The organism is Leptolyngbya sp. Cla-17 (genome assembly GCF_016807185.1).
Lineage (GTDB): Bacteria > Cyanobacteriota > Cyanobacteriia > Leptolyngbyales > Leptolyngbyaceae > ULC077BIN1.
In genome coordinates this window covers 1979387-1994124 of the sequence record NZ_JAEVYN010000002.1, presented here as the reverse complement: position 1 = coordinate 1994124, position 14738 = coordinate 1979387, and the positions used below count along the sequence as shown (strand labels likewise).

The 14738-nt window shown below is 48.8% G+C and carries 12 protein-coding genes; 6 read left to right on the top strand and 6 right to left on the bottom strand.

From position 1 onward, the window contains the following. The first annotated feature begins 629 nt into the window (after nucleotides 1-629). From JOY44_RS20130 to JOY44_RS20110, 5 genes are all read left to right on the top strand, one after another. Nucleotides 630-1601 carry a glycosyltransferase family 2 protein gene (locus JOY44_RS20130; protein WP_171575332.1) on the top strand — a complete coding sequence of 324 codons (972 nt, stop codon included), beginning with the start codon at nucleotides 630-632 and terminating at the stop codon, nucleotides 1599-1601. Between the two features lie 93 nt (nucleotides 1602-1694). After that, complete coding sequence (locus JOY44_RS20125) at nucleotides 1695-2573, top strand: polyphosphate kinase 2 family protein (RefSeq protein WP_171575331.1); 879 nt, start codon at nucleotides 1695-1697, stop codon at nucleotides 2571-2573. Next, the gene (locus JOY44_RS20120; RefSeq protein WP_171575330.1) at nucleotides 2570-4204 is read left to right on the top strand and encodes an alpha-D-glucose phosphate-specific phosphoglucomutase; all 1635 of its coding nucleotides are present in this window, start codon (nucleotides 2570-2572) and stop codon (nucleotides 4202-4204) included. Before JOY44_RS20125 ends, JOY44_RS20120 begins: the two co-directional genes overlap by 4 nt. A 136-nt stretch (nucleotides 4205-4340) precedes the next feature. Continuing rightward, on the top strand, nucleotides 4341-5363 hold the full coding sequence (gap, locus tag JOY44_RS20115; RefSeq protein WP_171575329.1) for a type I glyceraldehyde-3-phosphate dehydrogenase: 1023 nt from the start codon (nucleotides 4341-4343) through the stop codon (nucleotides 5361-5363). A gap of 370 nt (nucleotides 5364-5733) precedes the next feature. Next, nucleotides 5734-6912, top strand: a complete 1179-nt coding sequence (locus tag JOY44_RS20110; protein WP_171575328.1) for a transaldolase — start codon at nucleotides 5734-5736, stop codon at nucleotides 6910-6912. Between the two features lie 232 nt (nucleotides 6913-7144). Here the strand turns inward: JOY44_RS20110 and JOY44_RS20105 are convergent, their stop codons facing one another. Both JOY44_RS20105 and JOY44_RS20100 read right to left on the bottom strand, forming a co-directional pair. Next, nucleotides 7145-7987, bottom strand: a complete 843-nt coding sequence (locus tag JOY44_RS20105; protein WP_171575327.1) for a M23 family metallopeptidase — start codon at nucleotides 7985-7987, stop codon at nucleotides 7145-7147. A 109-nt stretch (nucleotides 7988-8096) separates the two neighbouring features. After that, complete coding sequence (locus tag JOY44_RS20100) at nucleotides 8097-9452, bottom strand: polysaccharide deacetylase family protein (RefSeq protein ID WP_171575326.1); 1356 nt, start codon at nucleotides 9450-9452, stop codon at nucleotides 8097-8099. A gap of 586 nt (nucleotides 9453-10038) precedes the next feature. Here JOY44_RS20100 and JOY44_RS20095 point away from each other — a divergent pair. Continuing rightward, complete coding sequence (locus JOY44_RS20095) at nucleotides 10039-10668, top strand: PEP-CTERM sorting domain-containing protein (protein WP_171575325.1); 630 nt, start codon at nucleotides 10039-10041, stop codon at nucleotides 10666-10668. Between the two features lie 163 nt (nucleotides 10669-10831). Here JOY44_RS20095 and JOY44_RS20090 read toward each other — a convergent pair whose 3' ends face one another. The 4 genes from JOY44_RS20090 to JOY44_RS20075 all read right to left on the bottom strand — a co-directional run bounded on the left by JOY44_RS20090 (nucleotide 10832) and on the right by JOY44_RS20075 (nucleotide 14729). Further along, a complete protein-coding gene (locus JOY44_RS20090) occupies nucleotides 10832-11548 on the bottom strand; it encodes a pentapeptide repeat-containing protein (protein ID WP_197985599.1) in 717 nt (238 codons plus the stop codon). 5 nt (nucleotides 11549-11553) lie between these two features. Continuing rightward, nucleotides 11554-12431 (bottom strand): IS630 family transposase gene (locus JOY44_RS20085; protein ID WP_242541715.1). Its coding sequence is split into 2 segments (ribosomal slippage): nucleotides 11554-12099 and nucleotides 12102-12431, totalling 876 coding nucleotides; the frame shifts between segments, so codons are not numbered across the junction. 66 nt (nucleotides 12432-12497) lie between these two features. Next, nucleotides 12498-12944, bottom strand: coding sequence for a hypothetical protein (locus JOY44_RS20080; protein ID WP_171575324.1), 447 nt, complete (start codon nucleotides 12942-12944; stop codon nucleotides 12498-12500). 75 nt (nucleotides 12945-13019) lie between these two features. Further along, a complete protein-coding gene (locus JOY44_RS20075) occupies nucleotides 13020-14729 on the bottom strand; it encodes an ABC-F family ATP-binding cassette domain-containing protein (RefSeq protein ID WP_171575323.1) in 1710 nt (569 codons plus the stop codon). Nucleotides 14730-14738 lie beyond the last annotated feature (9 nt).

The window sequence follows — 14738 nt, the reverse complement described above, 5'->3', positions numbered from 1 at the left end:
TGAAACAACTATTGTTTAGAATTCCCAAAATAGAAACTTAGAAACATCAGCTATTCACTAGACTTAGTTGAAAACAGAATAGTATGAGAAAAAGATAACGTAAGTTGAACGGAGTCAGTGATGTTGAGCTATAACAAAGTTCAAGGCAAGTCCTTCTGTACAAGATTTAGCCGTACAATTTCTTGCTCGAAGTAGCCTTCCTTAAAAAGCGAAGGTTGACACGATTTACATTGCCGCCGCTACCACCCACGGCATGGGTTATCTGCTAACCTGTAATTGAAAACATATCGCCAATGCTCGTATCCAAGGGAAGTTGGCGGAGATTAGTCTCGATTTCGGCTATGTGTTACCTACCCTTTGTATACTCAACGATCTAATGGGCTATAAATGGGCTATATAGGTTATGTGGACAGATGAGATTGTCGAAGAGATCCATCGAATCCGTGAAAAGTATGCGGAGTTCTTCAACTACGATTTGGACGCAATCTTTGCGAGCCTACGTAAGAATGAAGGAGCAGAAAAGTCGTGAACTTGTCCCGAAAGCTCGGTCTAACAACACGTTGGAGTGGAGGGGCGAGAAATCTTGGTGAAGATGCAAAAGATACTAGCCGCTGCTCAACTTAGCCGTTATGCTTCAACCGATCGCGTCTTACCCTAGTTTCTCGATCATTTTGGAAACGGAAAATTTGGCAAATGCCGACCTGAATGGGTTGGTGGATTCGTTGGCATCGCTGGTAAATCAAACAGTGTCGCCGACGGAGGCAAACGAGGTGCTGGTGATTGATAGTGGGGATGCGCCACCGGAATTATTGCAGCAGTTGTGCGATCGCTACTCATGGATCACTGTGCATCCGGCTCCGCCCTCAACAGGCTATTACAAAGCCAAAATGCTGGGCGCACAACTGGCAACGGGGGAAGTGGTGGTCTATGCCGATTCTGACTGCGTATATGAACCGCACTGGCTGGAAACCATCTTGACGACGTTCGCCCAAAATCAGCACATCCAAACTGTGGCGGGAGAAACAACCACTCGCGGCACAGGTCCTTATGGGACTGCAATGGCGCTGGTGTATATCTTTCCGCAATACTCTGGCAAAACAGAGCTAACCCAGACGCACCAGTATTTTCTAAATAACGTGGCGTTTCGCCGCCCATTTTTATTAGCGCATCCGATTCCGGTGGAGTTGCCGCTTTATCGCGGTAACTGCGTGGTGCATGGCGAAAATTTGCGGCGCGAGGGACAGGTTATTTGGCTGAATCCAACTGCCCGTGCCACCCATGCACCACCTGATGGATTGGCTCATTTCTTCTGGCGGTTTCTACTAATTGGGCATGATTACTACTGGCAGCAGCAGTTAGTTGGGCAGAGAAAGAAAAGCGATCGCGATGCCACCGCCACCGGATTTGGAGAGAAACTGAGGATTTTCCGCGATCGCCTGAGCCGCCTATTTCACAATAATCCGCTACATGCACTCTACTTGCCGTTCGCGATTCCCATTGTGCTGGTTGCAGCGCTGCTAATCTATATCGGCTACTGGACTACCCGCATCAGACCCGATTATCTGCTCAAAACCTACGACCAGATCCTTGAGCAAAGCTAATCCTAAAACATTAAGGAGGCTAGGGGATGGATGTGATTTTGCTGCATTAGCGATTACCATAGCTGGTTATCTGTCCATTACCAGTTTTTGGGTATGAATCGCGATCGCTTAATGGTCAAACCCGGCTCCAAAATTTCCCTTAAAAAGGATTTCGATCCGGCTGACACCGAGGATTATAAAGATGAGGAAGCCGCCCTAACAAAGTTGCAGAAGGGGAGAGAGCGTTTAGCAAAGTATCAAGATATTCTCTACGCCCACAACTGTTATTCTCTGTTAGTGATCTTTCAGGCAATGGATGCCGCCGGCAAAGACGGCACGATTAAGCATGTCATGTCGGGGGTTAACCCTCAGGGCTGCCAAGTTTACAGTTTTAAGGCACCTTCCACCGAAGAACTCGATCACGATTATCTGTGGCGCTGCTCGAAAGCCCTTCCCGAACGGGGAAGAATTGGCATCTTTAACCGTTCTTACTATGAAGAAGTGCTGGTCGCACGAGTGCACCCTGAAATTCTGGCCAATCAAAATTTGCCGCCCGATCTTAAAAAGAAAGACATTTGGAAGCGGCGATTTGAAGAAATCAATGCCTTTGAGAAATATCTTGTGAGCAATGGCACGGTGGTGGTGAAGTTTTTTCTAAATGTTTCTAAAGATGAGCAAAAGCGGCGATTTTTGGACCGCATCAACCAGCCTGAAAAAAACTGGAAGTTTGCCGCAGGTGATGTGAAAGAGCGAGGCTTTTGGAATGACTATATGAATGCTTATGAAGATGTTTTTAACCATACCAGCACTAACTCTGCACCCTGGTACATTATTCCTGCGGACAATAAATGGTTTACACGCCTTGCAGTATCTGACATTATTTGCAATACATTAAAGGATTTAAAGTTGGCATACCCGACTGTGAGCGAGACTCATCAGCAAGAACTCTTAAAGGCTAAGGAACTGCTTGAAAATGAGGATAAACCAGCATGACGATTAGCATCGTTTCCACCACTCCCTTTTCCGACCAGAAACCTGGCACATCGGGGCTGCGGAAGGGGGTGACCGTTTTTCAAACGGCTCATTATCTAGAAAACTTCATTCAATCAATTTTTGATGCATTTGACACATATGCTGGCAAAACCCTTGCTTTAGGCGGAGATGGACGTTTTTATAACCGTCACGCCATTCAAGTGATTCTCAAAATGGCAGCGGCGAATGGGTTTGCCAGCATCAAGGTGGGGCACCGTGGCATTCTATCGACTCCGGCAACCTCCTGCGTTATTCGCAAATATCATACCGATGGCGGCATTATTTTATCTGCTAGTCACAACCCTGGTGGTCCGGACGGTGATTTTGGCGTGAAGTTTAACACGGCAAACGGTGGCCCCGCTCCAGAAAAAGTTACTGAGGCGATGTTTGCGCGCAGCAAGGAAGTTGATACTTACAAAATTCTGGATGCGCCCGATGTGGATATTGACACGTTGGGTGAATCGAAGCTGGGCGACATGACCGTGGAAGTGATTGATTCTGTAGCGGACTATCAAGCGCTGATGGAGTCGCTGTTTGATTTCGATCGCATCCATTATCTGCTGACCGCTGGCAACTTTCGCCTTTGCATCGATTCTATGCACGCCGTCACGGGTCCCTATGCTCACGCCATTTTTGAGCAGCGTCTCGGTGCCAGCGCGGGCACGGTGATTGGTGGCACGCCGTTAGAAGATTTTGGTGGCGGACACCCCGATCCCAACTTGGTATATGCTCACGATTTAGTCGAAATTTTGTTCAAAGAGGATGGTCCTGATTTTGGGGCAGCCTCCGATGGCGATGGCGATCGCAACATGATTTTGGGCCGCAACTTTTTCGTTACTCCCAGCGACAGTCTTGCCATTCTGACCGCGAATGCGGCGCTGGTTCCGGGCTACAAAGACGGCATTGCGGGCGTTGCCCGCTCCATGCCTACCAGCCAAGCCTGCGATCGCGTTGCCGCCAAACTCGGCATTGATTGCTACGAAACGCCTACAGGCTGGAAGTTTTTCGGCAATTTGATGGATGCAGATAAAGTGACCCTCTGCGGCGAAGAAAGCTTTGGTACAGGCTCTAACCACATTCGCGAAAAAGACGGCTTGTGGGCAGTGTTGTTCTGGCTCAACATTGTTGCTGTTCGCAAGCAGTCGGTGGAAGAGATTGTGCGTGACCACTGGCAAACCTATGGACGCAACTACTATTCCCGTCATGACTATGAAGGCGTAGACAGCGATCGCGCCCATGCCATGGTTGATCGCCTTCGCACCCTCGTTCCGACGCTGAAGGGTACGAAGTATGGCTCCTATGAAGTGGACTATGGCGATGACTTTGCCTATACCGATCCTGTTGATGGCAGCGTCAGCCAGAACCAAGGCATTCGGCTCGGCTTCACGGATGGCTCCCGCATCGTTCTGCGGCTCTCCGGCACAGGCACCCAAGGAGCAACTCTACGCGCCTATTTTGAGAGCTATGAAGCGAATCCTGAGCAGCAAAATCAAGATACTCAAAAAGCTTTGGGCGAACTAATCGCGATCGCGGAAGACATTGCCCAAATCCGTAGCACGACCCAAATGGAGCAGCCCACCGTCATTACTTAACTGATTTCCAAAAAAGATTTCATCGTCTAAAATTTGCCTTGACATCGGGTCAGTTGGTTGGCTGGAAGCTACCTTCAATAGAGTTTTGAGTTTTCCCATCGTCCCTACCCCTCGCCATGGATAAGGAAATATTTTTATGACCATCAAAGTTGGGATTAATGGATTTGGTCGCATCGGACGACTCGTAACTCGGATTGCCACCGACCATCCCGAAGTGGAAATCGTGGGTATCAATGACCTCGTTCCCGCCGATAATCTCGCTTATCTGTTCAAATATGACTCTACCCACGGCACCTTCAAAGGCACTGTTGAAGCCAAAGAAGATGGCATCATCATCAATGGACGCATGATTCCCTGTATGGCAGAGCGCGATCCGAGCGTGTTGCCTTGGGGCAAACTGGGTGCGGATTATGTGGTCGAGTCTACGGGACGCTTTACCGATTTTGCAGGAGCCGAAAACCATCTCAAAGCGGGAGCAAAGCGCGTGGTTATTTCTGCGCCGACCAAAGACCCTGATCGCGTAAAAACCTTAGTGTTAGGGGTGAATGATGACGAGTACGATCCCGCAACCGATGTGGTGGTTTCCAACGCAAGCTGCACCACCAACTGTCTTGCCCCGATCGCCAAAGTGTTACATCAAAACTTTGGTATCACCGAAGGCTTAATGACCACGGTTCACGCCATGACTGCCACCCAGCCGACCGTCGATGGTCCCAGTCAAAAAGACTGGCGCGGCGGACGCGGTGCTTCTCAAAATATCATTCCATCTTCCACAGGTGCCGCCAAAGCCGTTGCCCTGGTCTTACCCGATCTCAAAGGCAAACTCACCGGAATGGCGTTTCGAGTTGGCACCCCGGATGTTTCCGTCGTTGACCTTACTTTCAAAACCGCCAAAGCTACCAGCTACAAAGAAATTTGTGAAGCGATGAAAGCCGCTGCCGATGGCGAACTGAAAGGAATTTTAGGCTACACCGATGAGGAAGTCGTTTCTATGGACTTTCGCACCGATCCCCGCTCCAGCATTTTTGATGCTAAAGCCAGCATGGAACTCAATTCCAACTTTTTCAAAGTAGTTGCCTGGTATGACAATGAGTGGGGTTATTCCTGTCGGGTCGTTGACCTGCTGGTAGACATGGCGGAAAAAGAAGGGCTTGTGTAGGATGCCCACCCTGATTTGAACCCGTCACCCGGTAATTCGTTATGCTCGATTATCATGAAGTTAGAGAGTCTCACGCCTGCATAGGTGCCGAGAGTTGAGTTGAAACCAGCGGTGCCGCTGGTTTATAAAATTGATTCGATGGTCAAGTCATTAGCAAGAAAATTCTAAAGTAACGCGATGTGCCGATAATTTGCCCTCATTCCAACTTTTCTTCCTAAGGAGGACTTTCAAATAGTTTCAGTTCCTTCTACTCTTGGGGAGCTTAGGGCTTCCGTCAGCGTCAGTCGAATGTTGAAAGCGTGGCTTTCAACTGACGCAGGATCGTTGGGATATGCCACTTTTGTTCACTATTCTTTGAAGGAGTACTCACATGGCGAAGACCTTACTAGAACAACTGCGAGATATTACAGTTGTCGTCGCTGACACAGGCGATATTCAAGCGATCGAGAAATTCAAGCCGCGCGATGCGACGACCAATCCCTCATTGATTACGGCGGCGGCGCAAATGCCTGAGTATCAGAGCATTGTGGATGAAACATTGCTGAAAGCCAGAAAGGATGCTGGTTCGGATGTCAGCGCTGCTGATGTGGTTTTGCTGGCGTTCGATCGCCTCGCGGTAGAATTTGGCAAAAAGATTCTGGAAATCGTGCCCAAGCGCGTTTCCACAGAGGTGGATGCGCGTCTGTCCTATGATACGGAAGCAACCATCGCTAAAGGTCGCTACCTGATTGCAGAATACGAAGCGGCAGGCGTTGCCCGCGATCGCATTTTGATCAAAATTGCTTCCACTTGGGAAGGGATTAAAGCCGCAGAAGTGTTGGAAAAAGAAGGGATTCACTGTAACCTGACGCTGCTGTTTGGTTTACATCAGGCGATCGCCTGTGCTGAAGCTGGAGCCACACTCATTTCGCCCTTTGTGGGTCGCATTCTCGATTGGCACGTCAAGGAAACGGGCAAAGAGTACTCCCCCACGGAAGATCCTGGTGTGCAATCCGTTACTCAAATCTATAACTACTACAAGAAGTTTGGCTATGACACCGAAGTCATGGGCGCTAGCTTCCGCAATATTGGTGAAATCATTGAACTAGCAGGCTGCGATCTGCTGACCATTTCTCCCAAACTTCTGGCAGAACTAGATTCTACCGAAGCAGAATTGACCCGTCGCTTAGACCCCGCCAAAGCTGCCACCCTGGATATCGAGAAAATCGCGATCGATAAAGTCACCTTCGACAAGATGCACGCCGAAGATCGCATGGCAACCGACAAACTAGATGAAGGCATCAAAGGTTTTACCAAAGCTCTAGAAGCGTTGGAACAACTGCTAGAATCCCGTCTATCTCAACTGGAAGCAGGCGACGGGGGGCACCAAGTCGCAGACGATATCTTCCATGCCTACGATTTAGACGGCGATGGCTTCATCACCCGCGAAGAATGGCTGGGCACTGATGCGGTGTTTGATGCGTTGGATGAAGACCACGACGGCAAAATCTCCCCCAAGGAAATGGGCGCAGGTCTAGGCACTGCGGTCTTGCAACTCGCACAGGCGTAAGGATTAAGTTTCCGGTGCCTAGGTTTCAGGATGGGTAGGGGCGGGTTTTAGCTAGCGATCGCGGTTGAATCGTATTGCTGGCGAAACCCACCCGTTTTCGGGGATTCCTTGAACGACTTATTTTTTTGCTGAACTACTCCACTGAAACAACTTCTTGGGGGTGCTTAAATTTTCACCTGAGAGAAACTGCGTCAGTTAGCGGTTTTTGCTTATTGACCTGCTTGATTTCCCTTTACGGCTTAAACAAATTTGGATCGAAGCTGACTACATCATTTGTGCTAGCGACGGGGTTGCTATCTTCAGGAACGCTGGAAGTCGTGAAATTGGTTTGTAGACCCGGCGCTTCGTAGATAGATGCAGATTCATTGGATGAAGCAGTTGTTTGAATGTCTGTAGGCATATCAGAAAGAGCGATCGGTGGCTCTTCGGTTGGTTGCGGCGATGATGGTAAGACTGATTGAGTTTGAGCTATGTCGCTGGAATTTTGCCCAGGCTCGTCCGGTTTTACGGCAACGTAAGCTTCTACGGCTTTGATCTGTGCGGTTGGGTCAATGGGTTCAAAGCTATCACCGACTTTCTTCAATAGCTCAAAGTGAAGATGGGCACCCGTTACCCCACCTGTGGCTCCTACCTTGCCGATGACTTGGCGGGCTTGCACGGCTTCGCCTTCCTGAACAGAAATTTCGGATAGGTGGGCATATAAGGTTTGATATTTGCCGTCGGCATATTCGACGATGATCATGTTGCCGTAACCATCGCCCCAATCGGCATAACGGACGTAGCCTGAGTGGGCAGACAAAACAGGCAGTCCTTCAGGTGCGCCTAGATCTTCACCGGAATGAAGGCGGCGATCGCCATAAATAGGATGAGTTCGCCAACCAAAAGGACTGGTCACTTCCACCACTTCTGGCAAGGGATAGTAAAACTTGGTGTCGTTGGGATCTGGTTTGTAGTTGGCAATTTTAGGAGCCAGTTGCCACATCCAATTTTGAGGTTTGCTACTGACGCTCCAGTGCGACCCAATGAGAATCATCAACAGAGCACCGATGCTCAAAAACAGATACTTGAACTTCATAGGTTCAGCTTTGTAAGCATTACATTCACGCCGATCGCGCACTTAAAAAAAGCCGTAACCAAACGCTCTGCAAGTATAGTACAAATGAACCAAAAACAAAACAAGTGGTTTAAGTAGAAGGAGTTGCCATCGGCAATGGGGTGACGGGAACTTCTTGAATTCGCGTTGGAGTTGTCATCGTTTGCCATTTTGCCTGAAGCTGCATCAGTTCTGGCACGGTGACAAATTTATAGCCTTGTTTTTGCAGACTAGAAATAATTTGAGGTAGGGCTTCTACAGTTTGACTGCGATCGCCGCCACCATCATGCATCAACACAATGCCGCCCGGTTTCGCATTCGCCAGCACATTATCGATAATCAGCGGTGTAGAGAGGTAGTAATCGCTGGAATCGGCTGACCACATATTAATTGAATAGCCTTTTTTCTGAGAATAGGGCACCAGTGAGCCAGTGAGATTACCCCCCGGTGGACGCATTAATGCCGTTCGCACTCCGGTTGTTTCGTAAATCAAGCGGGCTGCATTGCCCATTTCTTCGGCAGCGGTTAATTCATCCATATCATCCATCAGATGCCGCCAAGTGTGATTGCCGATCGCGTGGCCAGCTTCGACAACTTTTTTGGCAAGTTCTGGATGCTTTTGTACCGCTTGACCGACCATGTAAAACGTAGCTTTGATATCGTTCTGCTTGAGAATACTCAAAACTTGTTCGGTGGTATTTTCCCAGGGACCATCATCAAACGTCAGCGCAATCACTTTTTCTGCGCCTGCTGGCGGCGTGGCTTCATGAATAATCTGCCCGCTGAATTGACGCGGCACTGCAAAGTCGAGAGTTTGGGGCTTTTGGGGCGCGAGTGCGATCGCGGGTTGGGCAGATGGCAGATCTGTGGTTGTTGGAGTTGTAGCGATCGTGGGTTGGTCAGCCTGACGTCCGGTGGCATCCAGATACATCAGCCAGTAGCAAAAAATGAATCCTGCCAGCGCGAAGCGGTTCACCAAAAACGATCGTAAAAGCTGAAAGCGTTTCTGAGCAGGGCTTTTTGCAACTTGACCTGCTTTGCGGAGCCGATTGATGCCTGGGGTGGCAGTTGCGCTCAGTCGCACCGATTGCCGCCACAAAATATCCCGCTGTCCCGCCATGCGCCCCAAAATCCGCACTTCTCGAATTTCAGCGGAGTTTAAAGTCCACAGACGGTAGCAAATATGCCGGACTAACCGCTTGCGGGCTTTTGGCGATCGCGCTGAGCGGCTAGTGGGCTGAAGATTGACCATGATTTTGAGGCAACCTGCACGGGGCGCTTCTGCCTGGACGTGAATGCCTTGAGAGACCAAAATGCTGTTGAGCCAGTGGGCGATCGCCCGAAAGTTTCCGCGCTGAGCCAACTCTAAAACGGAGGGCTGATGGTGAGCCGACTGATAGTTACTTGGTGAATGCTGACTTGATGAATACGTGGATGAATATGCCATTTCGCCTCAACAACCCGATGTACAAACGCAAACTAGATGAACAACTGAAGCTAGCCTCAACTTAGGCAGAGCTAGGCATTGAGCGACTGTCATCCAGTACATTGAAGAGATTATTCACAGAATACCGCATTGCTTTCGCGACTCAAATAGTTGCATGGATTCACGCAGACTAGCGTAGCCGATGCTTTCTAAAACGGCGCATTTTTCTAGGAACGCCAATTAAATCGCAACGAATCTCAAAAGCGCGGTTTCTATTGATTCAAACCAGAAGATTAACCTTGATAACCAATTTAGACTTTTACTCTTTTGCTTTTACAAAGTCGCTGTCGTGTAGATAACGTTAGTAATTACACTGGGTCTCCTACGTACAAATACACGGGGAAACAATGAGATCGTCTTTGAAGTCAGTGGTTTTCCATCGCTTTAAAGGGCAGGCAGAATTGATAAAGAGTTCTTAGATCCGTGGAGTTTCTGTAGTGTACTTCAAAGAAAGTTGGTAGCTTAGGTTACAAGAAGGGCTGAATCTACTAACAACAAGATTACATCTGCCACAGTTCTTTCACCTCACACAACCATAAGGCTAACTATGAAACGTACTCTCTCCTTTACCTCTTCTGCAACTGCTTTCGCCGCTATTGGATCTGCGATCGCTGCTAGCATTGTTGCCACGGCTCCCGTTCATGCAGCAACCTTTAGTTGCCCTTCTGGCACTGCTGATAACGTGTCTGGATCTTCTGGGTGTCAATACAGCGATACAGCAAATCAGGACTCTGTTTCTTCGAACAAGCCGCTTACTGTTAACCAAGAAGGATTTTTTGGACTCACCAATTGGAATTTTGGCGGCAAGATTGGTGAAACTGCTGGTTATAACGGTACTGAATCTGGGCAAAAGGGACTCTGGAACATCGCTCAAACCCTGCAACCCACTTGGCAGAACGTGATGCTAGTCTTCAAAAGTGGAGAAGGCACCTCTTTAGTCGGCTATCAACTGGAGAAGGGAGTCACCTCTGGTACTTGGACTTCACCCTTTGAAAATCTTCTCTTTAGTAATATCAATAAGACCAAAGATGTCTCTCACATCAGCGTTTACTTCACAGAAGGCGTTTCCGCCGGAAACTCTGCGGCGGCTCCTGAACCTAGCACAATGGCAGGTTTGGCGATCGCTGGAGCAGGCTTATCGGCTTATCGCCGTCGCCGTGCTGCGGTGAAAGCTTAAACTCAAGCACCTACTTTCCCCGGCTCCATAATTCATCCGGTTCAAAATAGTGAAAGCGATCGCGGTTTGAGAGTTCTCAAACCGCGATCGCTTTTTTATGGCGATGTGATGATATTGGTGGGCAATTTGATGAATTTGAGCCGTCCACAGTCAAAAGAATGAACTACTCAGGTGAGTCTGTTGCAGGTGGGTCGAGTGAAATGCCCAGTGCTTTACAATCTCGGTTTGAGTTTAAATCGCACCCTTTTGGCAACGTAGTTTTGCAAAGTTTAGCTGCGACAAACTGCGCGACAAACTGCTTTTCAGTCCAAAACCAGTTGATAGCACCACTGAGGTTGGCACCACTGAGGTTGGCACCACTGAGGTTGGCACCACTGAGGTTGGCACCACTGAGATTGGCATCGTTGAGAGTGGCACCACTGAGGTTGGCACCACTGAGGTTGGCACCACTGAGGTTGGCACCACTGAGGTTGGCACCACTGAGGTTAGCCTTACTGAGAAGTACACAATAGAGGTAGGCACGGCTGAGGTTGGCACCGCTGAGGTCAGCACCAACGAGTTTAGCCTTGCTGAAGTCAGCACCACTGAGATTGGTGTCTTTGAGGTGAATATTCCTGAGGTCGGCATTGCCAAGGTCGGCATCGCTGAGATTGAGTTTTAACTTACTAATGACTTCTGCTTCAATCAGGAACCGGATGACATCTCCCTTACGATAGCCATCTTGTCCAAGTCTTCTTAAGATAGATAATGTTCTGGCTCGAATCACATCTTTTGCCGCATTTATTAACTCGACATTTTCAATTGCTACATCCTGTAATTTGTTGGATTTGTCTACAAGATCTTGTTGGTCATCAATAAAATCTTGTATAGCTACAGACAACAGTGTTAGGACACAGCATCTTTCAGGACCGACTCCATTGCTTGCCGTAAAGAACTAAAGCTAGACAAGCTGTTGCGAATACGACTTTTCAGCCAGGCCCAACACTTTTCAATCCGATTGAAATCTGGAGAATAAGCGGGTAAATATAACAACCGACACCCTACCGACTCCACCAATTGAGCAACCCGTCCCCCATGATGAAACGTGGCATTGTCGAGAATCAAAACCTTCCCAGGCTTAAGCGTTGGCAGCAAACACGTTTCTAGCCAGATTTCAAACACGACTCGATTACAAGAGCCGTTCACGGTAAAAGCAGCACTCAGTTGGTGCTCACAGTAAGCCGCAATCATATTGATTCGTTGAACCCGTCGCCCTGACTTGAGTGCTTCAAATCGCACACCGGGTTCACACCAACCATATCCATAATCCTCTCGCTCATCCATTCCCGATTCATCGATGTACACCCGGTCGGATAAAGACACTTTGGCTAGCTGCTCTAGGAACTCTGCTCGTTTGTGCTCATCGCGTTCAAGGTAGCCATAGGTCTTTTTTTTCGACTCAAGCCCAGTTTGTGTAACGCCCTGGAAATTGTGCGAACACTGAGTTGGTCTTGCCACAACTCGACCATTTGCGCTTGGGTTGTGCCCCCATGCTGCTTGGCAAATTTGGCAAACTTGTCCCAATCGGTGATTTTGCTGGTGGTTCGATGGGGACGAGTTGTTTTGGCTTGGTAGTCTCCAGTTTCCTTCTGTCGCTTCAGCCATAGATTGATCGTGTTGCGACTGAGTTGAAACACTTGGGCGGCTTCACTCTGCTTCATGCCGTCTAATTGGATGGCATTGATCACCTTTTGTCGCAAGTCGTAACTGTATGCTTTTGCCATAGATGCACTCACCCTCGTAGGATTGGGGATACCTCTCAGTCTATGTCCTATTGGTCCTGGCAATAGCTATAAATGCTGAAGCTTGGGTGCTACTGCAATCACATTTTTATCAATTAACAGCTCAGATAGCCGATCCAAGTAATTTTGTAAGGCTTCCTCGCGTTGGTTTGATTCGGCAATCTCCTTTTCTACCTTTACCCGTTGATTGGCAATCTCCTTTTCTGCCTTTGCTTGCTGCTCAGCACGGGCTTGCTGAAGCTGTTGCAGCACATATCCCAAGATTGCGAGTGAGAATGGAACACCCAACAAACTCAGCCAGTCCCATAGAGTCTTTGCATCTTGAAACGTGGTCGTTGTAGTTGTTTCAGTGATATTGCCCTGCTTATCCCTTTTTTCGCTTTTGGTGATGGTTTCATCCGCCCCGATTCCAGCCTTCACATTCCCTGACTGAACGCCATAAACGAGGGCGATCGCTGCTCCACCAATTGCTAGAGCAGCTATCCCTCCTACCAAAACTTTCCTTGTCAGTCACGTAGATTTTTTCATCCCCACCACTTTACTAGGGCGCACAGGGGTTGTTTGAACTCGTTATGTTTTCGCGGTTTTTTTAGATTTCTCTTTTTGCTTATTGCGTTTGGCTTCCGCTTTTGCAACTTTATCGGCTTCGATCGCTTCTAATTTGGCCTGTTCTTTTTCCACCGCCACTTTATCCAGGTAGTAGTGATAATCGCCGCGGAATAGGCGGAGTTGTCCTTCGTGAATGTCCACGATTTTGTTGGCGACTTGAGAGATGAAGTAGCGATCGTGGGAGATGAGAATAGCGGTGCCGTCGTAGTTTTGCAGGGCGGTTTCCAGCATTTCCTTAGCGGGAATATCCAAGTGATTCGTCGGCTCATCCAAAATCAACAGGTTGACGGGTTGCAGCAGCATCTTTGCTAGGGCTAAGCGGGCTTTTTCGCCACCGCTGAGAGCTTCCACCTTCTTAAACACAGTTGAGCCTGTGAACAGAAAGCTACCGAGCAGCGTCCGAACTTCTTCATTTGTCCAATCGGGAACTTCATCGTGAATCGTTTCAATCACGGTTCTGTGCAAATCTAGCGCTTCTGCTTGGTTTTGCTCGAAGTAGCCCGGAATGACGCTGTGCTGACCGAATTCGATCGTGCCGTCGGTAGGTTTTTCCATGCCCATGAGCAGATGCAGCAGAGTCGATTTGCCTGCGCCGTTGGGTCCGAGAATGGCAATGCGATCGCCCCGTTCAATCAGCAAATCGGCTCCCAAAAATAGGATCTTTTCGCCGTAGCTATGGGTCATATCTTTGATGATTACCACCTCTCGACCGCTACGGGGTGCTGGCGGAAAGCGGAATTTCAGCGTCCGAACTCCCGCATCGGGGGCTTCGATCCGTTCGATTTTATCCAGTTGTTTTTCGCGGCTTTTTGCCTGGGTGCTGCGAGTGGCGCTGGCACGGAAGCGATCGACAAATGCCTGCTGTTTTTCCAGTTCTTTTTGCTGCCCTTCATAAGCAGCAAGCTGCGATAATTTAGCCTCTTCTTTTTGTAGCAGGTAGGCAGAATAGTTACCCAGGTAAGTAGTGGACACACCGCGCTCGGTTTCTACAATTTGGGTGCAGAGGCGATCCAGAAATTCGCGGTCATGAGAAACAATCACCATCGGCGTATTAATGCCGCGTAGATAAATTTCCAGCCACTCAATAGTTTCTAAATCCAAATGGTTTGTCGGTTCATCCAACAGCAGCAAATCGGGCTGTTGCAGCAAAATTTTGCCCAAACCCATCCGCATTTGCCAACCGCCGCTAAAGGCGCTCACCAAGCGATCGCCATCTTCCGCCTCAAAACCGACTTCTGGCAGCAGCTTTTCAATCCGTGCCTCCAAACCATAGCCATCTAGCCCTTCAAACTGACGCTGAAACCGATCCATTTCGTGGATCAACTTGTCTAGCTGCTCTGGGTTAGCGGTTTCCATTTGACGATGCACTTCAGTTAGCGCCTCATGCACATCATTCGCTTCTTTGAATGCTCGCCAGAGTTCTTCCCGAACGGTGCGCGTTGGGTCTACGTCAAATTCTTGGCTGAGGTAGGCAATTCGCAAACTATTGGGACGAATTACCTCGCCGCTGGTGGGTTCAATCTCGCCAGCAATGATTTTTAACTGGGTGGATTTGCCTGCCCCGTTCACACCCACTAGCCCAATGCGATCGCCCCCTTTCACTTCCCAATTAACGTCTTTCAGGACTTCACCCGTGGGGTAAATCTTACAAATATGTTCCAGGCGCAGCATTAAGAGTCT

Excerpts from the sequence above, each read along its gene's own strand:
- JOY44_RS20125 (WP_171575331.1), top strand. The coding sequence starts at position 1,695 with ATGAATCGCGATCGCTTAATGGTCAAACCCGGCTCCAAAATTTCCCTT.
- JOY44_RS20095 (WP_171575325.1), top strand. The coding sequence starts at position 10,039 with ATGAAACGTACTCTCTCCTTTACCTCTTCTGCAACTGCTTTCGCCGCT.
- gap (WP_171575329.1), top strand. The coding sequence starts at position 4,341 with ATGACCATCAAAGTTGGGATTAATGGATTTGGTCGCATCGGACGACTC.
- JOY44_RS20110 (WP_171575328.1), top strand. The coding sequence starts at position 5,734 with ATGGCGAAGACCTTACTAGAACAACTGCGAGATATTACAGTTGTCGTC.
- JOY44_RS20075 (WP_171575323.1), bottom strand. The coding sequence starts at position 14,729 with ATGCTGCGCCTGGAACATATTTGTAAGATTTACCCCACGGGTGAAGTC.
- JOY44_RS20120 (WP_171575330.1), top strand. The coding sequence starts at position 2,570 with ATGACGATTAGCATCGTTTCCACCACTCCCTTTTCCGACCAGAAACCT.
- JOY44_RS20100 (WP_171575326.1), bottom strand. The coding sequence starts at position 9,452 with ATGGCATATTCATCCACGTATTCATCAAGTCAGCATTCACCAAGTAAC.
- JOY44_RS20105 (WP_171575327.1), bottom strand. The coding sequence starts at position 7,987 with ATGAAGTTCAAGTATCTGTTTTTGAGCATCGGTGCTCTGTTGATGATT.
- JOY44_RS20130 (WP_171575332.1), top strand. The coding sequence starts at position 630 with ATGCTTCAACCGATCGCGTCTTACCCTAGTTTCTCGATCATTTTGGAA.